We start from the raw sequence: 23,636 nt of genomic DNA, 5'->3' as shown, positions 1-23,636 counted from the left end.
GAAGCTCACTCTCGAATGGGGCAGGGCACCGGGCTCGGGCGGGCGCCGGAGCGGCCACTGCATTGCAGCTGTCAGGGGGTTGACGGGTTGGGTATGATACGGGCTTTGTTCCAACCGGCCTACCCTGCCGCGCCAGCATGATCTTAAGGACCCCATGAGCAAGCCCACCGTCGAAAAAGCCGCCAACTTCCTGCGCCCCGTCGTCCAGGCCGATCTGGACAGCGGCAAGCACGCCAAGATCGTCACCCGCTTCCCGCCGGAGCCCAATGGCTACCTACATATCGGCCATGCCAAGAGCATCTGCCTGAACTTCGGCCTGGCCCAGGAGTTCGGCGGCGAGTGCAACCTGCGCTTCGACGACACCAACCCGGCCAAGGAAGACCAGGAGTACATCGACGCGATCAAGGCCGATGTCGAGTGGCTGGGCTTCAAGTGGGCCGGCGAGGAACGCTACGCCTCCGACTACTTCGACCAGCTGCATGCCTGGGCGGTGGAGCTGATCGAGGCGGGCAAGGCCTTCGTCTGCGACCTCAACGCCGAGGAAATGCGCGAATACCGCGGCAGCCTGACCGAGCCGGGCAAGAACAGCCCGTTCCGCGAGCGCAGCGTGGAAGAGAACCTCGACCTGTTCGCCCGCATGAAGGCCGGCGAGTTCGCCGACGGCGCCCGCTCGCTGCGCGCCAAGATCGACATGGCCTCGCCAAATATCAACCTGCGAGATCCCATTCTGTACCGCATCCGCCACGCCCATCACCACCAGACCGGCGACAAGTGGTGCATCTACCCCAGCTACGACTTCACCCACGGCCAGTCGGACGCCATCGAGGGCATCACCCATTCCATCTGCACCCTGGAGTTCGAGGACCATCGCCCGCTCTACGAGTGGTTCCTGGCCAACCTGTCGGTGCCGGCTCAGCCGCGCCAGTACGAATTCGCCCGCCTCAACCTGAACTACACCATCACCAGCAAGCGCAAGCTCAAGCAGCTGGTGGATGAAGGCCATGTCAGCGGCTGGGACGACCCGCGCATGTCCACCCTGTCCGGCTACCGCCGCCGCGGCTACACCCCAGCGTCGATCCGCACCTTCTGCGACATGATCGGCGTCAACCGCGCCGGCGGCCTGGTGGATATCGGCATGCTCGAGTTCGCCATCCGCGAGGACCTGGACGCCAATGCCGCCCGCGCCATGTGCGTGCTCAAGCCGCTGAAAGTGGTGATCACCAACTACCCGGAAGGGAAGGTCGAGAACCTCGAACTGCCACGCCACCCCAAGCAGGACATGGGCGTGCGCGTGCTGCCGTTCTCCCGCGAGCTCTATATCGATGCCAGCGATTTCGAGGAAACCCCGCCGGACGGCTTCAAGCGCCTGATCCCCGGTGGCGAAGTACGCCTGCGCGGCAGCTATGTGATCCGCGCGGATGAAGCCGTGAAGGACGCGCAAGGCAATGTGGTCGAGCTGCGCTGCAGCTATGACGAGAACACCCTGGGCAAGAACCCGGAAGGGCGCAAGGTCAAGGGCGTGATCCACTGGGTGCCGGCCGCCGAAAGCGTCGAGTGCGAAGTGCGCCTGTACGATCGCCTGTTCCGCTCGGCCAACCCGGAGAAGGCCGAGGAGGGCCAGACCTTTCTCGACAATATCAACCCGGAGTCCTTGGTCGTTCTGCAGGGCTGCCGCGCCGAGCCGTCGCTGGCCCAGGCCGCGCCGGAAGAGCGTTTCCAGTTCGAGCGCGAAGGCTACTTCGTCGCCGACCTGAAGGACTCGCAGCCGGGCAAGCCGGTGTTCAACCGTACCGTCACCCTGCGCGATTCGTGGGGGCAGTAAATGGCACTGAGCATTTACAACACCCTGAGCAAGACCAAGGACGCCTTCCAGCCGTTGCAAGGCAACAGCGTGCGCATGTACGTGTGCGGCATGACCGTTTACGACTTCTGCCATATCGGCCACGCCCGGGTCATGGTGGCCTTCGATGTGGTTACCCGCTGGCTGCGTGCGCGCGGCTACGACGTGACCTACGTGCGCAATATCACCGACATCGACGACAAGATCATCAAGCGTGCGCAGGAGAACGGCGAGCCCTTCGAGGCCCTGGTCGAGCGCATGATCGCCGCCATGCACGAGGACGAGGCGCGCCTGTCCGTGCTGCGCCCGGACATCGAGCCGCGCGCCACCGGGCATATCGCCGGCATGCACCAGATGATCCAGACCCTGATCGACAAGGGCTACGCCTACGCCCCGGGCAATGGCGACGTGTACTACCGCGTCGGCAAGTTCGAGGGCTACGGCAAGCTGTCCCGGCGCAAGATCGACGAGCTGAAGATCGGTGCGCGCATCGAGGTCGACGAGATCAAGCAGGACCCACTGGACTTCGTCCTGTGGAAGGGCGCCAAGCCGGGCGAGCCGAGCTGGGATTCGCCCTGGGGCAAGGGTCGTCCGGGCTGGCACATCGAGTGCTCGGTGATGTCCACCTGCTGCCTGGGCGAGACCTTCGACATCCACGGCGGCGGCCCGGATCTGGTGTTCCCGCACCACGAGAACGAGATCGCACAGAGCGAGGCGGCCACCGGCAGGCTCTACGCCAAGGCCTGGATGCACGCCGGCGCGGTGCGCGTGGACGGCGAGAAGATGTCCAAGAGCCTGGGCAACTTCTTCACCATCCGCGAGGTGCTGGAGAAGTACCACCCGGAGGTGGTGCGCTACCTGCTGGTGTCCAGCCACTACCGCAGCCCGATCAACTATTCCGAAGACAGCCTCAAGGAAGCCAAGGGCGCCCTGGAGCGCTTCTACAATGGCCTGAAAGGCCTGCTGGAAGTGGCTCCGGCCGGTGGCGAAGCCTTCGTCGAGCGCTTCGGCGCGGCCATGGACGACGACTTCAACTCGCCGGAAGCCTGCGCCGTGCTGTTCGAGATGATCCGCGAGGTCAACCGCCTGCGCGAGACCGACGTCCAGGCCGCCGCCGGCCTGGCCGCCCAGCTCAAGCAGCTGGCCTCCGTGCTCGGCGTGCTGCAGTTGGAGCCGGATGCCTTTCTGCAGGCCGGCGCTGCCGGCAAGGTCGACGCCGCCGAGGTCGAGGCGCTGATCGCCGCGCGCCTTGCGGCCCGTGCCGAGAAGAACTGGGCGGAATCCGACCGTATCCGCGACCAGCTCACCGCCATGGGCGTGGTGCTGGAAGACGGCAAGGGCGGCACCAGCTGGCGCCTGGCCGAATAGCAGATTGTTCGGGTAGCACGACAAGGGCCGCTTTCGAGCGGCCCTTGTCGTTTATGCGAGGGCGGCGCGGCGGCCGCGCTCCAGGTCGACGCTGGCCAGGAGCAGCAGGCCGATCACGAAGTAGCTGCCGGTGATCAGCATGGCCAGGCGGTGGTCGCCGCCGCTGAGCCAACTGGTCAGGCCGTAGGTCATGGGGCCGAGAATCGCCGCCAGCTTGACCGCCTGGCCCCACAGGCCGAAGAACTCCGCCAGGCGCGTGGCCGGTGCCAGCAGCCCGACTATGGCACGCCCCGCCGACTGGCTGGCGCCCATGCACAGGCCGGCGAGGTTGGCGGCCAGCCAGAACAGCAGCGGCCCCTGGGCCGCCCAGACCAGGCCGATCATGGCGATCCAGCCCAGCAGGGTAAGGCTCAGGGTGGCGCGGTGGCCGATACGGTCCTGTAGCCAGCCGAACAGCACCGCGCCGATGGCGGCGGTGACGTTGACCGCGAAGATCAGCAGCAGGGTGTCCTGGGTGGCGAAGCCCATGACCTGCTCGGCATAGATGGCGGCCAGGGTGATCACCGCCGAGATGCCGGCCTGGTAGCACACGGTGCACAGCAAAAAACGCAGCAGGTCGCGGTAGCGCCCGGCCTCGCCCAGGGTCTGGGCGAAGCGTGACCACACCGCCTGCACGCCGATGGCGGCGCCCAGCTGCGGCCGGCTGCGCTCGCCGAGAAAGACAAAGGTGGGCGCGCAGGCGACGGCGAACAACGCCGCGGTGATCAGCATGCAGGCCGGTACGAACTGCTCGGCACTTTGGCCCTGTGCCTGGGCCCAGGTCACGTAGCCCAGGCAGGCGCCCAGGCTGACCAGCCCGCCGATATAGCCGAAGCCCCAGCCCCAGCCCGAGACCCGGCCCAGGGCCTCGCGCCGGGCCAGTTCGGGGAGGAAGGCGGCGATCAGGTTCTCGCCGGTGCCGAAGCAGAAATTCGACAGCACGATAAACACCAGGGCGACGACCAGCGTTCCGGGCCCGGCAAGGGCCAGCCCCGCGGTAAACAGGATGCAGCCGAGGGCGCTGACCAGCAGCAGGCGCTTCTTGCAGGCGAGGGCGTCGGCGTAGGCGCCGAGCAGCGGCGCGCTGAGGATGACCAGGGCATAGGACAGGGCGGTGGCGCTGGTCCAGGCCAGGGTGCCCCAGGCCTGGCCGCCGGCCACCACGGCGACGAAGTAGGCGTTGAACACCGCGGTGATCACCACCGTGGTGTAGCCGGAGTTGGCGAAGTCGAACATCGCCCAGGCCCAGACTTCTCGGCGGCGTACGCCGGGGGCGAGACTGCTTGGCATGCGGCTCTCTCTTTCATCGCGTTGGTAGCTGCAAGCCTAGCCGGGGGCGGCCGTCTCGTCAGGCGGGACACCCATCTTGTCCATTGGGCGCATAATGGCCTCTGACCTACACAACCTGTGAGGGTCGTCGATGTCTCGTCTGTCTCCGTCAACCAAGGCCGCGCCGGGTTGCGAAAGGGATGTGCAGCGCCTGCTGGAGATCGTGCGGCGCACCGTCAGCGAGTTGCGCCCGCAGGCCGCGACTGCGCTGCAACCGGGCCTGGACAGCGTGCTGGATCGCGACCTGGGCCTGGACAGCCTGGCCCGCGCCGAGTTGTGGGCGCGCATCGAGCAGGAATTCGGCGTGCGCCTGCCGGATAGCCTGTTCGCCAATGCCGAGACCCCCGCCGACCTGCTGCGGGCGCTGCAGGGGCGCACTGCGCCGGCGGCCGCCGCGTCGCCCGTCGTCGCGCCTGACACCGAGGCGGACACCGCCCAGGTGCCGGCGACGGCGCAGACCCTGATGCAGGTGCTGGAGTGGCACGCGCGCCGCCACCCGCAACGCACCCACGTGCACCTGCTGGGCGAGGGCGACGAGCAAGAGGACATCAGCTACGGCGCTCTGCACCGCGGTGCCCAGGCGGTAGCCGGGGGGCTGCAGCTCGGCGGCCTGCGGCCGGGACAGGCGGTGGCGCTGATGCTGCCCACCGGGCGCGACTTTCTCTACGCCTTCTTCGGCATCCTGCTGGCCGGCGGGGTGCCCGTGCCCATCTATCCGCCCCTGCGCCTGTCGCAGATCGAGGAGCACCTGCGCCGCCAGGTCGGCATCCTCACCAACGCCGAGGCGCGGCTGCTGATCACTGTGAGCGAGGCGCGCCTGCTGGCCCGCTTGCTGCGCCCGCAGGTACCGAGCCTGCGGCGTATCGCCAGCGTCGCCGAACTGGCCGGCGAGGGCGGCGGCTGCGTCACGCCGGCCAGGGGCGCGCAGGACCTCGCCTTCTTGCAGTACACCTCGGGCAGCACCGGCCAGCCCAAGGGGGTGATGGTCAGCCACGCCAACCTGCTGGCCAACCTGCGCGCCATGGGCCAGGCCCTGCAGGTGGGGCCGCAGGATGTGTTCGTCAGCTGGCTGCCGATGTACCACGACATGGGCCTGATCGGCGCCTGGCTGGGCAGCCTGTACCACGGCGTGCGCCTGGCGCTGATGTCGCCGCTGGCCTTCCTCGCCCGCCCGGCGCGCTGGCTGTGGACCATCCATCGCTTGCGCGGCACGCTGTCGGCGGCGCCCAACTTCGCCTACGAGCTGTGCCTGAGCAAGCTGCCCGAGGCGGAGCTGGAGGGGCTCGACCTGAGCTGCTGGCGCCTGGCCTGCAACGGCGCCGAACCGGTCAACCCGGACACCCTGCGGCGCTTCGCCGAACGTTTTGCCCGCTACGGCCTGGCGCCGGCCGCGCAGACCCCGGTCTACGGCCTGGCCGAGGCGACCCTGGGCGTGGCCTTTCCGCCGCTGGGCCGCGGGCTGCTGGTCGACCGGGTGCAGCGCGAGGCGTTCCAGCGCCGCGGCGAGGCGCGACCGGCGGGCGCGCAGGATGACGCGGTGTTGCGTTTCGTCGCCTGCGGCCGGCCGTTGCCGGGGCACCGCATCCGCATCGTCGACGAGCGCGGCGTCGAGCTGCCCGAGCGCCGCGAAGGGCACCTGCAGTTCAGCGGCCCGTCCACCAGCGCCGGCTACCTGGGCAACCCGGAGGAAACCCGCCGGGTCCTGCGCGACGGCTGGATGGACTCGCTCGACCTGGCCTACATGGCCGCCGGCGAGGTCTACCTGACCGGGCGCGCCAAGGACCTGATCATCCGCGCCGGGCGCAACATCTACCCCTACGACCTGGAAACCGCGGTGGGCAACCTGGCGGGGCTGCGCAAGGGCTGCGTCGCGGTGTTCGGCAGCCAGGATCCGGCCAGTGGCACGGAGCGCCTGGTGGTGCTGGCGGAAACCCTGGAGCAGGAGGCCGGGCGGCGTCGGCAACTGCAGCAGGAGGTCAGCCGCGTGGTGCTCGAGCTGGCCGGCGTGCCGCCCGATGCCATCATCCTGGCGCCGCCACACAGCGTGCTGAAGACCTCCAGTGGCAAGATCCGCCGCGCCGCCTGCCGCGAGGCCTTCGAGCGCGGCGACATAGGCCGGCCGCGCCTGGCCGTTTGGCGGCAGCTGCTGCGGCTGGTCGGCCAGGGCCTGCGCGGGCAGCTGCGGCGCAGCTGGCGCGGTGCCGGCGCGTGGCTCTATGGCCTCTACTGCTGGCTGCTGTTGGCGTTGCTGGCGGCGCCGACCTGGCTCGGCGTGGCCCTGCTGCCGCGGCGGCGCTGGTGTCGTCTGTGGGCGCGGGCCGGGGCGCGCCTGTACCTCGCGCTGTCCGGCGTGTCGCCGGCGGTCGGCGGGTTGCAGCGGCTGTCCACCGCTTCGGTACAGGTCCTGGCCGCCAACCATGCCAGCTACCTGGACGGTCTGCTGCTCTGCGCCGTGCTGCCGCCGCAGTTCGCCTTCGTCGCCAAGCGCGAGCTGGCCGAACAGCACATCGCCGGGCGTTTCCTGCGCCGGCTCGGCGCCCACTTCGTCGAGCGCGTCGACCCGCGCGGTGGCGCCGCCGATGCCGAAGCGCTGCTGACGGCGCTGGCGGCAGGCGAGTCGCTGGTGATCTTCCCCGAGGGCACCTTCGGCCCCGAGCCGGGGCTGCGGCCGTTGCGCATGGGCGCCTTCGTCCTGGCCGCGCGCAGCGGCGCCGAGTTGCTGCCGTTGGCCATCGGCGGCACGCGCGAGTGGCTGCGCGACGGTCACTGGCTGCCTCGTCGGAGCCCGCTGCGGGTCGAGTTCTGTGCGCCGCTGAGGGCGCAGCAGAACGGCTGGCTGGAGGCGATCCGCCTGCGCGATGCGACCCGGGCGGCGCTGCTGGAACGTCTGGACGAAACCGAACGGGTGCCGCGCTTCGGCTAGGCCCTGGTCGATCTGTGCGCTGCGCGACGCGCGGCCCCAGCGCCGGCTCGTAGCTGCGGGCGCTTGGGCGAGAGCTGGCTATGGTTGAGATTGACCTTGCTGTGAGCCGACCGCTGATGCGCGCTTCATTACTGGCTTTGCTGTTGCTGCTTGGCTGCGCTGGCGCCCCCAGCGATGCCCGAACTCCGCCGCACTGTGCGTCGTCGGTCAGGCTGGTGCAGGTGGTCGACCACGGTCTGCACGCTGGCCTGCTATTGCCGGCAGCCGATCTGTTGCAGCGGTTGCCCGCTCTGGCCGAGGACGTCCCCGGCGATGGCTTTATCGAACTGGGTTGGGGCGACGAGCGCTTCTACCGCAACCCGCAGGCCGGTCTCGCCGAGGGCGTGCAGGCGCTGTTCTGGTCGGGCGACAGCGTGCTGCACCTGGTGCAGCAGCCCGCGCGGCCGACTGGCGGGCAGCTGACCCTGGCGCTGGACGAGGCGGGCTACCAGCGCCTGCTGGACTACCTGCTGGCCGGCTTCGCCCTGGATGCCGAAGGTCGGCCGCAAGCGCTCGGCCCCGGCCTGTACGGGCACAGTCGCTTCTACCGGGCCAACGGCCGCTACTCGCTGCTCAATACCTGCAACACCTGGGTCGCCGAGGCGCTGGCGGCGGCCGGGCTGCCGCTCGGCGAGGGCTCGCCGCTGACCGTATCCGGGTTGATGGGGCAGCTGCGGCGCCCGGCGCTGGCGGGCTTGATTTGCCGGGTGCCATAAAGCCGCTGCAGTCGGCGCCGCCGAGTGCGTGGCGCGGATGCAATCCGGGACGGCTATGGCCCGCATCTTTCCCGGATTTCATCCGGGCTACGGGGCGACGGCCTCGATTATCTGCAGGGCCACCCGCACCCGTTCGGCGTTGGGGTAGTTGCGGTTGGCCAGCAGCACCAGGCCGATGTCCCGCGCCGGCAGCAGCAGGACGTAGGCGCCGAAGCCGTTGGTCGAGCCGGTCTTGTTCAGCAGCAGGTCGCCTGCGGCCGGTATGGGCGCGTCGAAGCGCTCGATGGCCTGTGGCTGCAGCGCCATGTCCGCGGAGTTGCCGGCCTGCAGGCGCGCCAGGTCGATGGGGTAGGCGTAGCGCTCCCAGCCCAGGCCCTGGCTCATGTCGCCGACCCGGTAATAGCCGGCCTGGGTCATCGCCACGGCGCGCGGCCAGGGCTCGGGTAGCCTTTCCGGGTGCAGGTTGGCCTCGACGAAACGCAGCAGATCCGCCGCGCTGGCTTTCACCCCATAGGCCTCGGCGTCCAGCATGCCAGGGTTGACCCGCACCGGCTGATCCGTCTTGTCGTAGCCCTGGGCGTAGGCGGCCAGCTGTGAGCTGGGCACGCGGATATGGCTGTGCGTCAGGCCGAAGGCCGGAAACAGCCGCCGTTCCATCGATTCGGCAAAAGGCTCGCCCAGGCTGGCGGCGGCCAGGTGGGCGAACAGGCCGATGCTCGGGTTGGAGTAGAGGCGCTGGGTGCCGGCGGCATAGCTCGGTTGCCAGCTGCGGTAATAGGCCAGCATCGACGCGCGATCCAGCACCTGTTCGGGAAACTGCAGGGGCAGGCCGCCGGCGCTGTAGGTGGCCAGGTCGAGCAGGCTGATCCGCTCGAAGGGGCCGCCGCGCAGCTCGCTCAGGTGCTGGCTGGCGCTGTCGTGCAGGTCGAGTTTGCCGCTGGCCGCGGCGTAGGCGCCCAGGGTGGCGCTAAACAACTTGCTGACCGAGCCGATCTCGAACAGGGTGGCGTCGTCGACGGCTTGCCCCGTTTCCCGCGAGGCCAGGCCGTAGTTGAAGGTGTAGTGCTGGCCCTCGACGCTCAGGGCGACCGCCATGCCGGCAATGGCGTGCTCGGCCATCAGCGGTTCAATGATGGCGTTCACCGCCGTTTCGATTTGTTGTTCCGCCGCGCTACCGGCCAGGGCGTCGCCGGCGCCGAGCAGCAAACCCGGCAGGAGCGCTACGCGCAGGCGAGTTAAAGTAGATTCTAGGATTTTTAATTTCATTAAAATCAGTTAGTTATTTAGTTTGTATAAGGTGAATTGTCACATTTTGCGCGCTCGCTTGAGCGCGCCGCTGGCAATACAGCTGCGCCGCGAGTGACGGCTTGCGCCGTCAGCGCACAGGGTGATGCAGGGCGAGAAAGGCTGCAATCGCCTCGTTGACCGGCTGCGGGTGCGTGACGGGGCCCATATGGCCGAGACCGGCGAATTCAATCCGCTCGACCCGCGGCAGGCAGGGGAGCAACAGCTCGGCCACCGCGTGCGCGGCGGCGGTCGAGCGCTCGCCGAGCAGGTAGAGCACCGGCACGCGCAGCGTGGCGAAGGTTGCCAGCGCCGTGGGCTCGCCCAGCAGCGCATGAGCCCAGCGGCGCACGTTGCGCACCGAGGCGGCGATGGGGGCCTGACGCCGCTCGGGCATCTGCCGCCAGCTGCCGGGCCCCATCCAGTAGTCGATAAAGTGTTCGGCGGCGGCCGCGGGATCGCCCGCGTCCAGAGCGGCCGCCGATTGCGCCACGGCCGCGCGAATGCCGTCGGCGGCATTGGGCGGCGGCTGCCGGGCATCGATCAGGGCGAACAGCGTCGGCTCGTAGAGCACCAGCGTGGCGATCCGCCCGGGGTGCCTGAGGGCGGCGAGCAGGGCCACCGCCGCACCATAGGAGTGACCGACCAGCGCCAGCGGTGCGCCGGCCCTCGCCAGCAGCGGTTCGATCAGCTCGACTTCGTCGCCCAGGCTGATCTGCCGATCCGACGGCCAGTCCGGACTCCTGCCGGCGCCGTAGGCGTCGGGCGCGAGGACTCGATAGTCGGGCGCCAGGCGCTCCATCAGCGCTTGCCACTGGCTCGAACTGCTGGCGTTGGCGTGCAGGCAGACCACCGCCGGGCCGTTGCCGGCCTCGCGACAGAAGGCTTCGTGTGGCATGCGAACTCCCTCGCTAGACGCGCACGCCTTGCTCGCGCAGGCGCTTGTACAGGGTATTGCGGCTGACGCCCAGACGCCGCGCCAGGCCCGAGACGTTGCCGCCACAGGCATGGTACTGGCTGGCCAGGTCTGCGCTCTCTGGTGGTATGTCTGCGGCGACAGGGGGCTCTGCCGGCAGGTCGATGAAGAAATCGTCCGGCAGGTGTTCGGCGCGTATCGGCTGGTCGTCGGCCATGGCCAGCGCCACGCGCAGCACGCTGCTGAGCTGGCGCAGGTTGCCCGGCCAGGGATGACGCTGGAACAGTTCCAGCACCTCGCGGCTGAGTCCGGCCCATTGCCCGGGCTCGCGGTGCTGCTCCCACAGCCGCTGGAACAGCGCCTGCTTGTCGTTGCGTTCGCGCAGTGGCGGCAGCTCCAGGTTCAGGCCGCTGATGCGGTAGTACAGGTCGGCGCGGAACTGGCCGCTGTCGACGTCCTGGCGCAGTGGGCGGTTGGTGGCGGACACCAGGCGGATATCGACCGGATGCAGTTCGCTGCTGCCCAGCGGCTGCACGCAACGCTCCTGCAGCACGCGCAGCAGCCGCGCCTGCACACGCAGCGGCATATCACCGATCTCGTCGAGAAACAGGGTGCCCTTGTGCGCCTTGCGGATCAGCCCGATGTGGCCCTTCTGGCTGGCGCCAGTGAAGGCACCTTTCTCGTAGCCAAACAGCTCCGACTCCACCAGCTCCGCCGGAATGGCTGCGCAATTGACCGCGATGAACGCCTGGCCGGCGCGCGAACTGGCCTGGTGCAGCGCCTTGACGAAAACCTCCTTGCCGGCACCGGTTTCGCCCTGAATCAGGATCGGAATGTCCTTCTCCAACAGGCGTTCGGCCTGGCGCACGGCCTTGTCCATCCGCGCATCACCCATGCTCAGTGCATGCAGATGAGGCTCTTGTGGCGTGCTCTGCGCAACCTGCGGGCGGAAATCGCGAGGCTGAATGGGGGCCGGTCGGGCAGGGCGCCGTACCCGTGCGTGAAAGCGGAAGTGGCTGCTGGTGCGCAGGCTGAACGGCTGGCCGTCCGGCTGGTTGAGCAACTGCTGTAGAGGCACGTCGAACAGTTGCTCGATGGCGCCGTAGGTCAGGGGTTGGCCCAGCAGATTGTCAGCGCGGCGGTTGGCGGACACCACGTGGCCCTGCTCGTCGAACACCACCAGGCCGGCCCAGGGGCTGTCGAGGTTGTCCAGGCTGGTATTGAAACTGAGCAGGTGATACTGGTCGGCGAACAACTTGAGGATCAGGCGGTTCTCCACCGACTGGCTCATCATCTTGACCATGCCGAGGGTGTGCGCCGGCGGCAGGTAGCTGTCGCTGGACACGTCGAGCACGGCGATCATGCGCCTTTGCTCGTCGAAGATCGGCGAGGCCGAGCCGGTCATGAAGCGGTTGGCCTTGAGAAAGTGCTCGTCGTGCTGGATATGCACGGCCTGGCCACAACTGAGCGCGGTGCCGATGGCGTTGGTGCCGGTGTAGCGTTCCAGCCAGCTGGCGCCAGCGACGAAACCGGCGGCCTGGCGCGGTTCGATGAAGCGCTGGTCACCCCAGGATTGCAGCAGCCGGCCCTGGTCGTCGGCGAGCATGATCAGGCAGTTGGAGTTGGAAAGGATGGTGCCGTAGTAGGGCAGCACTTCCTGGTGGGTGGTCTGCACCAGGGCCTGGCGGCTTTCCAGCAGGGCCGACAGTTCGCCGGCAGGCGGTGGGTCGAAGCGCGGCGAGCTCTGATGGGTCAGGCCGTAGTCACGACAGCGCGACCAGGACTCCTGGATGAGGGTGTCGTGCGCCGGCGCGCGGGCAGCTTCTGTCATACATGATCTCTTCTTGTTGGTTCGCGATCTGCGCCGCGATCGATCCAGTTTCGTTCATGACTGTTCAATGTCAACGAACGAATTGTTCAGTTGTTCACATTCGACTGTTCAAAAGTGTTCAGTGGAATACCAGCGTGCTAATGAGCGTGAATGGCTTTTTTGTTTTCTATCAAAGAGATATGTCTGTTTTTTGGGCACTGGCACGCTTGTCGCTATCGATGTTCGCAACCGAATGGCACGACAAGAAAAAGGACAGGCCATGTCGCTCAAGCTCGAACACGTCACCCGTATCGTCGACGGCCAGGTGCATATCGACGATGCCTGCCTGAGTTTCGAACCCGGCTCATTCAACGTCCTGCTCGGCCGCACCCTGGCCGGTAAGACCAGCCTGATGCGCCTGATGGCCGGGCTGGATCGGCCCAATAGCGGCCGTGTGCTGATGAACGGCGCCGATGTCACGGGTATGCCGGTACGTCAGCGCAACGTGTCGATGGTCTATCAGCAGTTCATCAACTACCCGACCTTGACGGTGTTCGAGAACATCGCCTCGCCGCTGCGTCAGGCCGGTGTGGCCAAGGAGCAGATCGTCGAGAAGGTCGAAGCCACCGCGCGCATGCTGCGCATCGACAAACTGTTGTCGCGCTATCCGCTGGAGCTGTCCGGCGGCCAACAGCAGCGCACGGCCATGGCCCGGGCGCTGGTCAAGGATGCTTCGCTGATCCTCTTCGACGAACCCCTGGTCAATCTCGACTACAAGCTGCGCGAAGAGCTGCGCCAGGAGATGCGCGAGCTGTTCCAGGCGCGCCACACCATCGCCATCTACGCCACCACCGAGCCCAACGAGGCGCTGGCCCTGGGTGGCACCACCACCATCTTGCACGAGGGGCGGGTGGTGCAGAGCGGCAGGACCGCCGAGGTCTACCACCGTCCGCAGCAGATGCTGGCCGCCGAGCTGTTCTCGGAGCCGGCGATCAACCTGCTGCCGGGGCGCATCAGTGGCACCGAGGTGAGCTTCGCCGATTGCGTGCACTTTCCGCTCAACCCCGATCTGCGCGGCATCGCCGAGGGCGAGTACCGTTTTGGCGTGCGCCCCAGCCATATCGGTCTGGTGCCGTCCAATGACGATGATCTGGAGCTGGCGGTAACCGTCGAGCTGGCCGAGATCAGCGGCTCGGAAACCTTCCTGCATGTGCGCAACGAGCAGTTCGTGCTGGTGCTGCACCTGCCGGGCGTGCACGAGTATGCGGTGGACACGCCGATCCTCATCTACATCCCCACCCACAAGCTGTTCGTCTTCGCCGCCGATGGGCAGTTGGTGCAGGCGCCCAGTCGCCGCCAGGGGAGGGCTGCCTGATGGCCGAGATTCGCTTGCACAACCTCGCGCACAGCTACAGCGGCGTGCCGAAGGTGCCGGAAGACTACGCGATTCGCGAGATGAACCATGTCTGGCAGCAGGGCGGCGCCTATGCGCTGCTGGGGCCGTCAGGCTGCGGCAAGTCCACATTGCTCAACATCATCTCCGGTCTGCTCAGCCCGTCGCAGGGCGAAGTGCAGTTCGACGGCAAGGCGGTCAACTCGCTGTCGCCGCAGCAGCGCAACATCGCCCAGGTTTTCCAGTTTCCGGTGGTCTACGACACCATGACGGTGTTCGACAACCTGGCCTTCCCGCTGCGCAACCAGGGCATGGACGAGGCGCGGGTGATGAGCAAGGTGCACGAGATCGCCGAGGTGCTGGAGCTGCATCCGCTGCTGCACAAGAAGGCGCGCAACCTCACCGCCGACGAGAAGCAGAAGGTCTCCATGGGCCGTGGTCTGGTGCGTGACGACGTCTCGGCGATCCTCTTCGACGAGCCACTGACGGTGATCGACCCGCACCTGAAATGGAAGCTGCGGCGCAAGCTCAAGCAGATCCACGAGCAGTTCAACATCACCATGGTCTACGTCACCCACGATCAGTTGGAGGCCTCAACCTTCGCCGACAAGATCGCGGTGATGTACGGCGGGCAGATCGTCCAGTTCGGCACGCCGCGCGAGCTGTTCGAGCGTCCCGGACACACCTTCGTCGGCTATTTCATCGGCAGTCCGGGGATGAACCTGATCGAGGTGCAGCGCTGTGAGGGCGGCGTTCGCTTCGCCGGCACCCAGCTTCCACTCTCGGACGCACTCAATAGGCGCTTGGCCGAACTGGAGGGAAAGCGCCTGCAGGTGGGTATCCGCCCCGAGTTCGTGCACATCTGGGACGGCGCCTACGAAGACGCGCTGTGCGGCCAGGTGCTGCACGTCGAGGATCTCGGTACCTACAAGATCCTCACCTTCGACCTCGACGGCCAGGTGCTCAAGGTGCGTCTGCAGGAGGATCAGCCGGTGCCGCGCGAGCAGGTCTACCTGAGCTTCCCGGCGCAGTGGCTGATGCTTTACGCCGACGACTACCTGGTGGAGGTGGCGCCATGAAGGTGCAGAACAACAAGGCCTGGTGGCTGGTGCTGCCGGTGTTCCTGCTGGTGGCGTTCAGCGCCATCGTGCCGATGATGACGGTGGTCAACTACTCGGTGCAGGACATCTTCGATCCGGCCACGCGCTACTTCGTCGGCGTCGACTGGTATCGCCAGGTGCTGCAGGACCCGCGCCTGCACGACTCGTTGCTGCGTCAGTTCATTTTTTCCGCCTGCGTGCTGCTGATCCAGATTCCTCTGGGCATCGCCATCGCCCTGTGCATGCCGACACGCGGGCGCTGGGCGTCGCTGTGCCTGATCCTGATGGCCATTCCGCTGCTGATCCCGTGGAACGTGGTCGGCACCATCTGGCAGATCTTCGGCCGCGCCGACATCGGCCTGATGGGCTGGGCGCTGAACAGTCTGGGTATCAGCTACAACTACGCAGCCAACACCATGGACGCCTGGGTGACGGTGCTGATCATGGACGTCTGGCACTGGACGTCGCTGGTGGCGCTGTTGTGCTACTCCGGCCTGCGCGCCATTCCTGATGTCTATTACCAGGCGGCGCGCATCGATCGCGCGTCGAACTGGGCGGTGTTCCGCCATATCCAGTTGCCCAAGCTCAAGAGCGTGCTGCTGATCGCGGTGATGCTGCGCTTCATGGACAGCTTCATGATCTATACCGAGCCCTTCGTGCTCACCGGCGGCGGGCCGGGCAACGCCACCACCTTCCTCAGCCAGACCCTGACGCAAATGGCCATCGGCCAGTTCGACCTGGGCCCGGCGGCGGCGTTCTCGCTGGTGTACTTCCTGATCATCCTGCTGGTGTCCTGGCTGTTCTACACCGCCATGACCCATGACGACAAAACCCGCTGAGGCCGACCATGACGCTACGCAAACGCCTGGCACTGCTGATCTACTTCCTGTTCCTGCTGGTGCCGATCTACTGGCTGCTGAACATGTCATTCAAGAGCAACACCGAGATCCTCGGCGGGCTCAGCCTGTGGCCGCAGAGTTTCACCCTGGACAACTACCGGGTGATCTTCACTGATCGCAGCTGGTACGAGGGCTATCTCAACTCGCTGTACTACGTCAGCCTCAACACCCTGATCTCGCTCAGCGTGGCGCTGCCGGCGGCTTATGCCTTCTCGCGCTATCGCTTTCTTGGCGACAAGCACCTGTTCTTTTGGTTGCTGACCAACCGCATGGCGCCGCCGGCAGTGTTCCTGCTGCCGTTCTTTCAGCTGTACTCGTCCATCGGCCTGTTCGACACCCATATCGCCGTGGCGCTGGCGCACTGCCTGTTCAACGTGCCGCTGGCGGTGTGGATTCTCGAAGGCTTCATGTCCAGCGTGCCCAAGGAAATTGATGAGACGGCCTATATCGACGGCTACAGCTTCCCGAAATTCTTCGTGAAGATCTTCATCCCGCTGATCCGCTCCGGCATCGGCGTCACCGCGTTCTTCTGCTTCATGTTCTCCTGGGTCGAGCTGCTGCTGGCGCGCACCCTGACCTCGGTAGACGCCAAGCCCATCGCGGCGGTGATGACCCGTACCGTATCCGCCTCGGGCATCGACTGGGGTGTGCTCGCCGCTGCCGGGGTGCTGACCATCATCCCCGGGATGCTGGTGATCTGGTTCGTTCGCAACCATGTGGCCAAGGGCTTCGCCCTCGGTCGCGTGTAAAAGGAGATTCATCATGAGCTGGATGGCCTGGACTTTACCCACCGCGCTGTTCTTCGGCGGTATCGCCGTACTGCTGGCCGGCATGACGCTGGTCGAGCTGCGCTGGCCGTGCGTCGAGCGCAAAGGTTTTCTGCCGATCACCACCACCCGCGGTGATCGGTTGTTCATCGGTCTGCTCGGCAGCGCCTACCTGCACCTGCTGGTGATAGGCGTGACCGACTGGAGCGTGTGGATAGCGTCGCTGCTATCGCTGTTGTGGTTGTGCGCAGTCATGAGCTGGGGCTGAGCCGGGCTGCCACCGGTATGCCTCTCCCCAAATCCTGAGATGGAGGTCTCTATGTTCGACAATAACAACAAGACCCGACATAGCATGGCGTTGGCCGCCTTGCTGGCGTTGTCCGGTTTGAGCGGTACGGCCTGGGCGGATGCCTATGAAGAGGCCGCGAAGAAATGGATCGCCGAGGAGTTCAACCCCTCGACCCTGACGCCCGAGCAGCAGCTCGAAGAGCTGAAATGGTTCATCAAAGCCGCCGAGCCGTTTCGCGGCATGAACATCAGCGTGGTGTCGGAAACCATCACCACCCACGAGTACGAGTCCAAGGTGCTGGCCAGGGCCTTCAGCGAGATCACCGGGATCAAGCTCAAGCACGACCTGCTGCAGGAAGGCGACGTGGTCGAGAAGCTGCAGACGCAAATGCAGTCGGACAAGAACATCTACGACGGCTGGGTCAACGACTCCGACCTGATCGGTACTCATGCGCGCTACGGCAAGGCGGTAGCGATCAGCGACATGATCAAGGGTGAGGGCAAGGACTTCACCTCACCGACCCTGGATCTCGAAGACTTCATCGGCACTTCCTTTACCACCGGGCCGGACGGCAAGCTGTATCAATTGCCCGACCAGCAATTCGCCAACCTCTACTGGTTCCGCGCCGACTGGTTCGAGCGCCCGGAGCTCAAGGCCAAGTTCAAGGAGATCTACGGCTACGAGCTGGGCGTGCCGGTCAACTGGTCGGCCTACGAGGATATCGCCGAGTTCTTCTCGGTGCACGTCGAGGAAATCGACGGCCAGCGCGTCTACGGCCACATGGACTACGGCAAGAAGGATCCGTCGCTGGGCTGGCGTTTCACCGATGCCTGGTTCTCCATGGCCGGCGGCGGCGACAAGGGCCTGCCCAACGGTTTGCCGGTGGACGAGTGGGGCATTCGTGTCGACGGCTGCCGGCCGGTGGGCTCCAGCGTTGCCCGCGGTGGCGATACCAACGGTCCGGCGGCGGTCTATGCGACTACCAAATACGTCGATTGGATGCGCCAGTACGCCCCGCCCGAGGCCCAGGGCATGACCTTCTCCGAGGCCGGGCCGGTGCCGGCGCAGGGCGCCATCGCCCAGCAGATCTTCTGGTACACCGCCTTTACCGCCGACATGACCAAGCCGGGCCTGCCGGTGGTCAACGAAGACGGTACGCCGAAGTGGCGCATGGCACCGTCGCCCAAGGGCCCGTACTGGGAGGAGGGCATGAAGCTCGGCTACCAGGACGCCGGCTCCTGGACCTTCCTCAAGTCCACCCCGGAGAAGCAGCGTCTGGCCGCCTGGCTCTACGCCCAGTTCGTCACCTCCAAGACCGTGTCGCTGAAGAAGACCCTGGTCGGCCTGACGCCGATCCGTGAATCGGACATCAACTCCCAGGCGATGACCGACGCGGCGCCCAAGCTCGGTGGCCTGGTGGAGTTCTACCGCAGCCCGGCGCGGGTGCAGTGGACGCCGACCGGCACCAACGTGCCGGACTATCCGCGTCTGGCTCAGCTGTGGTGGCAGTTCATTGCCGAGGCGGCCAGCGGCGACAAGACCCCGCAACAGGCCCTGGATGGCCTGGCGGCTGCTCAGGACACTATGCTCGGCCGCCTGGAGCGCTCCGGTGTACTGGATGAATGCGGGCCGAAGCTGAACGAGCCGCGTGATCCGCAGTACTGGTTCGATCAGCCCGGTGCGCCGAAGCCCAAGCTGGCCAACGAGAAACCCAAAGGCGAGACCATTGCCTACGACGAGTTGCTCAAGTCCTGGGAACAGTCGCGCAACTGAAGAGAGACCGCAGTCGCGGCTGAAGCCCCTCCCACGAGGGGCTTCCTTCTCTGTGGGAGCGGCTTTAGCCGCGATAAAAAACGGCACCCTCGGGTGCCGTTGTTCGTTATGCAGCGCTGCTTATTTATGCAGATGCTCGGCTGCGTGCAGGGTGTTTTCCAAGAGGCCTGCGCGAGTCATCGGGCCGACGCCGCCCGGTACCGGGGTGATCCAGCCGGCGCGGGGCAGGGCGGTCTCGTAGACCACGTCGCCGACCAGCTTGCCATCTTCCTGGCGGTTGATGCCGACGTCGATGACGATGGCGCCCTCCTTGATCCACTCGCCCTTGACCAGGCCCGGCTTGCCGGCGGCGACCACGACGATATCGGCCTGGCCGACATGGGTCGGCAGATCCTTGGTGAAGCGGTGGGTGACGGTGACGGTGCAGCCGGCCAGCAGCAGTTCCATGGCCATCGGCCGGCCGACGATATTGGAGGCGCCCACGACTACGGCATGCATGCCGTACAGATCGGCGCCGGTGCTTTGCAGCAGGGTCATGATGCCCTTCGGCGTGCAGGGGCGCAGCAGCGGCATGCGCTGGGCCAGGCGACCGATGTTGTACGGGTGGAAGCCGTCCACGTCCTTGTCCGGGCGAATGCGCTCGAGCAGCAGGGAGGAGTCCAGGTGCTCGGGCAGCGGCAATTGCACCAGGATGCCGTCGATGGCCGGGTCTTCGTTGAGTTCGTCGATCAGGGCGAGCAGATCGGCCTGGCCGGTCTCGGCCGGCAGGTCGTAGGCGCGGGAGAGGAAACCGACCTCTTCGCAGTCCTTGCGTTTGTGCGACACATAGACCTGGGAGGCGGGATCGGTACCGACCAGGATCACGGCCAGGCCCGGCGCGCGCAGGCCTTGCTGGCGGCGCTCGGCGACACGTTGGGCAATCTGCTGGCGGAGGCTGGCGGCGATCGCCTTGCCGTCGATCAGTTGTGCGGTCATTGCGCTGATTAACCATTAATAAGGATGAAAAAAGGACGCGCATTCTCGCATGGGCGCTCCCTCGGGCAAAGGCGCCTGCCGTCGTTTTCGCGTAACTCCTTTATATCGCTGAACTTTTTTGAAAATTTATGTTGACGGGGTTGGGGCGCGTCTATAACATTCGCCCCGCTTCTCAGGAACAGCCACTCGCTGGGTGAGACGGCAAAAGCCAAGCCCTGGTGGCAAGGTCGGAGCCGAAAGCTTCTAAGTCTGCGCTAGCGGATGGATAAGCGCCCGTAGCTCAGCTGGATAGAGCATCCGCCTTCTAAGCGGATGGTCGCAGGTTCGAGTCCTGCCGGGTGCGCCATTTGGCGGTCAGGCAATTTGAGTAAGCAAAGCAATATGGTGGGCGTAGCTCAGTTGGTAGAGCACAGGATTGTGGCTCCTGGTGTCGTGGGTTCGATTCCCATCGTCCACCCCATATTCCAGAACGCCAGGCCCCAAGGCCTGGCGTTTTTGTTTTAAGGTTCCGGCCACGCGGACGTGGTGAAATTGGTAGACACACCAGATTTAGGTTCTGGCGCCGCAAGGTGTGAGAGTTCGAGTCTCTCCGTCCGCACCATCTTTATATAGCCTCCCGACTGCCGCCTGCTTCTAGGGTGACTTCTGCACATCGACCCTCTAGAATGCATGCCCTTGATTCGGGGCCGGTTCGAGCCGGCTTATGTCTGTGCAACGAGGAATATCCATGCAAGTTTCTGTTGAAAGCACTTCTGCTCTTGAGCGCCGTATGACCGTCGGCGTCCCCGTCGAGCGCATCGAGACCGAAGTCAACAAGCGTCTGCAGCAGACTGCCCGTCGTGCCAAGGTTCCTGGCTTCCGCCCTGGCAAGGTGCCGATGAGCGTCATCCGTCAGCGTTACGAAGACGCCGCTCGTCAGGAAGCCCTGGGTGACCTGATCCAGGCCACCTTCTACGAAGCCGTGGTCGAGCAGAAGCTGAACCCGGCCGGCGCGCCGTCCGTCGAGCCGAAGTCCTTCGAGAAGGGCAAGGATCTGGAGTACGTCGCCACCTTCGAGGTGTTCCCCGAGTTCCAGGTTGCCGGTTTCGACTCCATCGCCATCGAGCGCCTGCAGGCCGACGTGGTCGATAGCGACGTCGACAACATGCTCGATATCCTACGCAAGCAGAACACCCGTTTCGAAGCCGTCGAGCGTGCCGCCGAGAATGGCGATCAGCTGAACATCGACTTCGTCGGCAAGATCGACGGCGAAGCCTTCGCCGGCGGCAGCGCCAAGGGCACCCAGCTGGTGCTGGGCTCCGGTCGCATGATCCCGGGCTTCGAAGATGCCCTGGTCGGCGTCAAGGCTGGCGAAGAGCGCGTGATCAACCCGACCTTCCCCGAGGATTACCAGAACCTCGATCTGGCCGGCAAAACCGCCGAGTTCACCGTCACGGTGAACAGCGTTTCCGCCCCGCAACTGCCTGAGCTGAACGACGAGTTCTTCGCCCTGTTCGGCATCAAGGAAGGCGGCCTGGAAGGCTTCCGCGCCGAAGTACGCAAGAACATGGAGCGCGAACTGCGCCAGGCCATCAAGTCCAAGGTGAAGAGCCAGGTAATGGACGGCCTGCTGGCCGCCAACCCGGTCGAAGTGCCGAAGGCGCTGATCGGCAACGAAGTGAACCGTCTGCGCGTGCAGGCCGTTCAGCAGTTCGGTGGCAACATCAAGCCGGATCAGCTGCCGGCCGAGCTGTTCGAAGAGCAGGCCAAGCGCCGTGTGGTGCTGGGCCTGATCGTCGCCGAAGTGGTCAAGCAGTTCGAGCTCAAGCCCGACGACGCCCGCGTGCGCGAGCTGATCCAGGAAATGGCCTCGGCCTACCAGGAGCCGGAGCAGGTCGTGGCCTGGTACTACAAGAACGACCAGCAGATGAACGAAGTTCGCTCGGTTGTACTGGAAGAACAAGTTGTAGATACTGTTCTGCAGAAGGCCAACGTGACCGACAAAACGGTCTCCTACGAAGACGCAGTCAAGCCGGCAGAAGCCCCGCAAGCCGACTGATCTCGCAACCTCGTTCGAGCACACCATAAGCCAGCCTCAGTGCTGGCTTATGCGTATTTGAGACATGACTATTTAGGGAGTGAGCGCAAGACATGTCCCGCAATCCTTTTATGCAACACATGCCCGACATCCAGGCCGCCGGCGGCCTGGTGCCCATGGTCGTCGAACAGTCGGCCCGCGGCGAGCGTGCCTACGACATCTATTCGCGCCTGCTCAAAGAGCGGGTGATCTTCCTGGTCGGCCCGGTCGAAGACTACATGGCCAACCTGGTGGTGGCGCAGTTGCTGTTCCTCGAGGCGGAGAACCCGGACAAGGACATCCATCTGTACATCAACTCGCCGGGCGGTGCGGTGACTGCCGGCATGTCGATCTACGACACCATGCAGTTCATCAAGCCGGACGTGTCCACCATCTGCATCGGCCAGGCCTGCAGCATGGGGGCGTTGCTGCTGGCTGGCGGCGCCGCCGGCAAGCGTTACTGCCTGCCGCATTCGCGCATGATGATCCACCAGCCGCTGGGCGGCTTCCAGGGCCAGGCCTCGGATATCGAGATCCATGCCCGCGAGATCCTCACCATCCGCGAGCGCCTGAACAAGATCCTCGCCGACCACTGCAAGCAGCCGATCGAGGTCATCGCCAAGGATACCGACCGCGACAACTTCATGAGCGGTGAGGCGGCGGTGGAGTATGGTCTGATCGACAAGGTTCTGGATAAGCGTCAGCTGGCGGTCTGAGTGCCGCGCCATAGAGCGGTCGGCGACGAGCCGGCCGCGTCGCGGGCTTGAAAATGCCCGCATTTGCCTTCATCTTGTGTTTCAAGCCTACCGTATTGGATTGATCGAATGACTGATACCCGCAACGGCGAGGACAACGGCAAGCTGCTCTATTGCTCCTTCTGCGGCAAAAGCCAGCACGAAGTGCGCAAATTGATTGCCGGTCCCTCCGTATTCATCTGCGACGAGTGCGTCGACCTGTGCAACGACATCATCCGCGAGGAGGTGCAGGAAGCCCAGGCCGAGAGCAGTGCGCACAAATTGCCGGCCCCCAAGGAAATCAGCAGCATCCTCGATCAGTATGTGATCGGTCAGGAGCGGGCCAAGAAGGTGCTGTCGGTGGCGGTGTACAACCACTACAAGCGTCTCAACCAGCGCGACAAGAAAGACGATGTCGAGCTGGGCAAGAGCAATATCCTGCTGATCGGTCCGACCGGTTCAGGCAAGACCCTGCTGGCGGAAACCCTGGCGCGCCTGCTCAACGTGCCCTTCACCATTGCCGACGCCACCACCCTGACCGAGGCCGGTTACGTGGGCGAGGACGTCGAGAACATCATCCAGAAGCTGCTGCAGAAGTGCGACTACGACGTCGAGAAGGCCCAGATGGGCATCGTCTATATCGATGAAATCGATAAGATCTCGCGCAAGTCCGACAACCCTTCGATTACCCGTGACGTCTCGGGTGAGGGTGTGCAGCAGGCGCTGCTCAAGCTGATCGAGGGCACCGTCGCCTCGGTGCCGCCGCAGGGCGGGCGCAAGCATCCGCAGCAGGAGTTCCTGCAGGTCGATACGCGCAACATCCTGTTCATCTGCGGTGGCGCCTTCTCCGGTCTGGAGAAGGTCATCCAGGGTCGCTCGACCAAGGGCGGCATCGGCTTCAACGCCGAGGTGCGCAGCAAGGATACCGGCAAGAAACTCGGCGAGTCCCTGCGCGAGGTGGAGCCGGACGATCTGGTCAAGTTCGGTCTGATCCCCGAGTTCGTCGGTCGCCTGCCGGTGATCGCCACGCTCGAAGAGCTGGACGAGGCGGCGCTGGTGCAGATCCTCACCGAGCCGAAGAACGCGCTGACCAAGCAGTACGCCAAGCTGTTCGAGATGGAAGGCGTGGATCTGGAGTTCCGTCCGGATGCACTGAAATCCGTCGCGCACAAGGCGCTGGAGCGCAAAACCGGTGCTCGCGGTCTGCGTTCGATCCTCGAGGGCATCCTGCTCGACACCATGTACGAGATCCCTTCCCAGCAGGAAGTGAGCAAGGTGGTGATCGACGAGAGCGTGATCGACGGTTCCTCCAAGCCGCTGCTGATCTACGAGAACAGCGAGCCGCAAGCCAAAGCTGCGCCAGACGCGTAACGCTCGAGTTACATG

The 23,636-nt window shown here is 65.5% G+C and carries 18 protein-coding genes and 3 tRNA genes; 16 read left to right on the top strand and 5 right to left on the bottom strand.

Going from position 1 to position 23,636, the window contains the following annotated elements:
- Window positions 1–154 precede the first annotated feature (154 nt).
- Window positions 155–1,822, top strand: a complete 1,668-nt coding sequence (locus ACIGKL_RS00925) for a glutamine--tRNA ligase/YqeY domain fusion protein (protein WP_397484863.1) — start codon at window positions 155–157, stop codon at window positions 1,820–1,822.
- Window positions 1,823–3,208, top strand: coding sequence for a cysteine--tRNA ligase (gene cysS / locus ACIGKL_RS00920; RefSeq protein ID WP_397484862.1), 1,386 nt, complete (start codon window positions 1,823–1,825; stop codon window positions 3,206–3,208). It begins immediately after the preceding gene.
- A 51-nt stretch (window positions 3,209–3,259) separates the two neighbouring features.
- Here cysS and ACIGKL_RS00915 read toward each other — a convergent pair whose 3' ends face one another.
- Window positions 3,260–4,537, bottom strand: a complete 1,278-nt coding sequence (locus ACIGKL_RS00915; protein WP_397484861.1) for an MFS transporter — start codon at window positions 4,535–4,537, stop codon at window positions 3,260–3,262.
- Window positions 4,538–4,667: 130 nt separating this feature from the next.
- Here ACIGKL_RS00915 and ACIGKL_RS00910 point away from each other — a divergent pair, with 130 nt between their 5' ends.
- Window positions 4,668–7,499, top strand: coding sequence for an AMP-binding protein (locus tag ACIGKL_RS00910; RefSeq protein ID WP_397484860.1), 2,832 nt, complete (start codon window positions 4,668–4,670; stop codon window positions 7,497–7,499).
- A 116-nt stretch (window positions 7,500–7,615) separates the two neighbouring features.
- Window positions 7,616–8,254: a DUF2459 domain-containing protein gene (locus tag ACIGKL_RS00905; protein WP_397484859.1), complete on the top strand. Its 639-nt coding sequence runs from the start codon at window positions 7,616–7,618 to the stop codon at window positions 8,252–8,254.
- A gap of 87 nt (window positions 8,255–8,341) precedes the next feature.
- Here the strand turns inward: ACIGKL_RS00905 and ampC are convergent, their stop codons facing one another.
- From ampC to ACIGKL_RS00890, 3 genes are all read right to left on the bottom strand, one after another.
- Window positions 8,342–9,520, bottom strand: coding sequence for a class C beta-lactamase (ampC, locus tag ACIGKL_RS00900; RefSeq protein WP_397484858.1), 1,179 nt, complete (start codon window positions 9,518–9,520; stop codon window positions 8,342–8,344).
- 109 nt (window positions 9,521–9,629) lie between these two features.
- Window positions 9,630–10,436 (bottom strand): alpha/beta fold hydrolase, encoded by an 807-nt coding sequence (locus ACIGKL_RS00895; protein WP_397484857.1) that lies wholly within the window; start codon window positions 10,434–10,436, stop codon window positions 9,630–9,632.
- 13 nt (window positions 10,437–10,449) lie between these two features.
- Complete coding sequence (locus ACIGKL_RS00890; protein WP_397484856.1) at window positions 10,450–12,285, bottom strand: sigma-54-dependent Fis family transcriptional regulator; 1,836 nt, start codon at window positions 12,283–12,285, stop codon at window positions 10,450–10,452.
- A 259-nt stretch (window positions 12,286–12,544) separates the two neighbouring features.
- On the opposite strand from ACIGKL_RS00890, the gene ACIGKL_RS00885 reads away from it, so the two are divergent.
- The 6 genes from ACIGKL_RS00885 to ACIGKL_RS00860 are packed head-to-tail and all read left to right on the top strand — an operon-like array spanning window position 12,545 to window position 18,485.
- Window positions 12,545–13,639, top strand: a complete 1,095-nt coding sequence (locus ACIGKL_RS00885; RefSeq protein ID WP_397484855.1) for an ABC transporter ATP-binding protein — start codon at window positions 12,545–12,547, stop codon at window positions 13,637–13,639.
- On the top strand, window positions 13,639–14,736 hold the full coding sequence (locus ACIGKL_RS00880; protein ID WP_397484854.1) for an ABC transporter ATP-binding protein: 1,098 nt from the start codon (window positions 13,639–13,641) through the stop codon (window positions 14,734–14,736). The genes ACIGKL_RS00885 and ACIGKL_RS00880 overlap by 1 nt, the downstream gene beginning before the upstream one ends.
- Window positions 14,733–15,596, top strand: a complete 864-nt coding sequence (locus tag ACIGKL_RS00875; RefSeq protein WP_397484853.1) for a carbohydrate ABC transporter permease — start codon at window positions 14,733–14,735, stop codon at window positions 15,594–15,596. The genes ACIGKL_RS00880 and ACIGKL_RS00875 overlap by 4 nt, the downstream gene beginning before the upstream one ends.
- An 8-nt stretch (window positions 15,597–15,604) precedes the next feature.
- Window positions 15,605–16,405 (top strand): carbohydrate ABC transporter permease, encoded by an 801-nt coding sequence (locus ACIGKL_RS00870; protein ID WP_397484852.1) that lies wholly within the window; start codon window positions 15,605–15,607, stop codon window positions 16,403–16,405.
- A 13-nt stretch (window positions 16,406–16,418) separates the two neighbouring features.
- Window positions 16,419–16,691: a DUF2160 domain-containing protein gene (locus tag ACIGKL_RS00865; protein ID WP_397484851.1), complete on the top strand. Its 273-nt coding sequence runs from the start codon at window positions 16,419–16,421 to the stop codon at window positions 16,689–16,691.
- 51 nt (window positions 16,692–16,742) lie between these two features.
- A complete protein-coding gene (locus tag ACIGKL_RS00860; RefSeq protein ID WP_397484850.1) occupies window positions 16,743–18,485 on the top strand; it encodes an ABC transporter substrate-binding protein in 1,743 nt (580 codons plus the stop codon).
- Between the two features lie 120 nt (window positions 18,486–18,605).
- On the opposite strand, the gene folD is transcribed toward ACIGKL_RS00860, so the two are convergent.
- Entirely contained in the window at window positions 18,606–19,460 is an 855-nt protein-coding gene (gene folD / locus ACIGKL_RS00855) for a bifunctional methylenetetrahydrofolate dehydrogenase/methenyltetrahydrofolate cyclohydrolase FolD (protein ID WP_397484849.1), read from the bottom strand.
- A gap of 269 nt (window positions 19,461–19,729) precedes the next feature.
- Between folD and ACIGKL_RS00850 the strand changes: the two genes are divergently transcribed.
- The 6 genes from ACIGKL_RS00850 (at window position 19,730) to clpX (ending at window position 23,621) form a co-directional block, all read left to right on the top strand.
- Window positions 19,730–19,806 (top strand) — tRNA-Arg (locus ACIGKL_RS00850).
- A gap of 38 nt (window positions 19,807–19,844) precedes the next feature.
- Window positions 19,845–19,920: transfer RNA gene (locus ACIGKL_RS00845), tRNA-His, on the top strand.
- 56 nt (window positions 19,921–19,976) lie between these two features.
- Window positions 19,977–20,061: transfer RNA gene (locus ACIGKL_RS00840), tRNA-Leu, on the top strand.
- A gap of 126 nt (window positions 20,062–20,187) precedes the next feature.
- Window positions 20,188–21,498, top strand: coding sequence for a trigger factor (gene tig / locus ACIGKL_RS00835; RefSeq protein WP_397484848.1), 1,311 nt, complete (start codon window positions 20,188–20,190; stop codon window positions 21,496–21,498).
- Window positions 21,499–21,590: 92 nt separating this feature from the next.
- On the top strand, window positions 21,591–22,232 hold the full coding sequence (clpP, locus tag ACIGKL_RS00830) for an ATP-dependent Clp endopeptidase proteolytic subunit ClpP (RefSeq protein ID WP_397484847.1): 642 nt from the start codon (window positions 21,591–21,593) through the stop codon (window positions 22,230–22,232).
- A gap of 108 nt (window positions 22,233–22,340) precedes the next feature.
- Window positions 22,341–23,621, top strand: coding sequence for an ATP-dependent Clp protease ATP-binding subunit ClpX (gene clpX / locus ACIGKL_RS00825; protein ID WP_397484846.1), 1,281 nt, complete (start codon window positions 22,341–22,343; stop codon window positions 23,619–23,621).
- Window positions 23,622–23,636 lie beyond the last annotated feature (15 nt).

Source organism: Pseudomonas sp. NPDC077186 (assembly GCF_044543505.1).
GTDB lineage: Bacteria > Pseudomonadota > Gammaproteobacteria > Pseudomonadales > Pseudomonadaceae > Aquipseudomonas.
This window is presented reverse-complemented; position numbering and strand designations above follow the sequence as displayed.

Excerpts from the sequence above, each read along its gene's own strand:
- ACIGKL_RS00925 (WP_397484863.1), top strand. The coding sequence starts at position 155 with ATGAGCAAGCCCACCGTCGAAAAAGCCGCCAACTTCCTGCGCCCCGTC.
- cysS (WP_397484862.1), top strand. The coding sequence starts at position 1,823 with ATGGCACTGAGCATTTACAACACCCTGAGCAAGACCAAGGACGCCTTC.
- ACIGKL_RS00915 (WP_397484861.1), bottom strand. The coding sequence starts at position 4,537 with ATGCCAAGCAGTCTCGCCCCCGGCGTACGCCGCCGAGAAGTCTGGGCC.
- ACIGKL_RS00910 (WP_397484860.1), top strand. The coding sequence starts at position 4,668 with ATGTCTCGTCTGTCTCCGTCAACCAAGGCCGCGCCGGGTTGCGAAAGG.
- ACIGKL_RS00905 (WP_397484859.1), top strand. The coding sequence starts at position 7,616 with ATGCGCGCTTCATTACTGGCTTTGCTGTTGCTGCTTGGCTGCGCTGGC.
- ampC (WP_397484858.1), bottom strand. The coding sequence starts at position 9,520 with ATGAAATTAAAAATCCTAGAATCTACTTTAACTCGCCTGCGCGTAGCG.
- ACIGKL_RS00895 (WP_397484857.1), bottom strand. The coding sequence starts at position 10,436 with ATGCCACACGAAGCCTTCTGTCGCGAGGCCGGCAACGGCCCGGCGGTG.
- ACIGKL_RS00890 (WP_397484856.1), bottom strand. The coding sequence starts at position 12,285 with ATGACAGAAGCTGCCCGCGCGCCGGCGCACGACACCCTCATCCAGGAG.
- ACIGKL_RS00885 (WP_397484855.1), top strand. The coding sequence starts at position 12,545 with ATGTCGCTCAAGCTCGAACACGTCACCCGTATCGTCGACGGCCAGGTG.
- ACIGKL_RS00880 (WP_397484854.1), top strand. The coding sequence starts at position 13,639 with ATGGCCGAGATTCGCTTGCACAACCTCGCGCACAGCTACAGCGGCGTG.
- ACIGKL_RS00875 (WP_397484853.1), top strand. The coding sequence starts at position 14,733 with ATGAAGGTGCAGAACAACAAGGCCTGGTGGCTGGTGCTGCCGGTGTTC.
- ACIGKL_RS00870 (WP_397484852.1), top strand. The coding sequence starts at position 15,605 with ATGACGCTACGCAAACGCCTGGCACTGCTGATCTACTTCCTGTTCCTG.
- ACIGKL_RS00865 (WP_397484851.1), top strand. The coding sequence starts at position 16,419 with ATGAGCTGGATGGCCTGGACTTTACCCACCGCGCTGTTCTTCGGCGGT.
- ACIGKL_RS00860 (WP_397484850.1), top strand. The coding sequence starts at position 16,743 with ATGTTCGACAATAACAACAAGACCCGACATAGCATGGCGTTGGCCGCC.
- folD (WP_397484849.1), bottom strand. The coding sequence starts at position 19,460 with ATGACCGCACAACTGATCGACGGCAAGGCGATCGCCGCCAGCCTCCGC.
- tig (WP_397484848.1), top strand. The coding sequence starts at position 20,188 with ATGCAAGTTTCTGTTGAAAGCACTTCTGCTCTTGAGCGCCGTATGACC.
- clpP (WP_397484847.1), top strand. The coding sequence starts at position 21,591 with ATGTCCCGCAATCCTTTTATGCAACACATGCCCGACATCCAGGCCGCC.
- clpX (WP_397484846.1), top strand. The coding sequence starts at position 22,341 with ATGACTGATACCCGCAACGGCGAGGACAACGGCAAGCTGCTCTATTGC.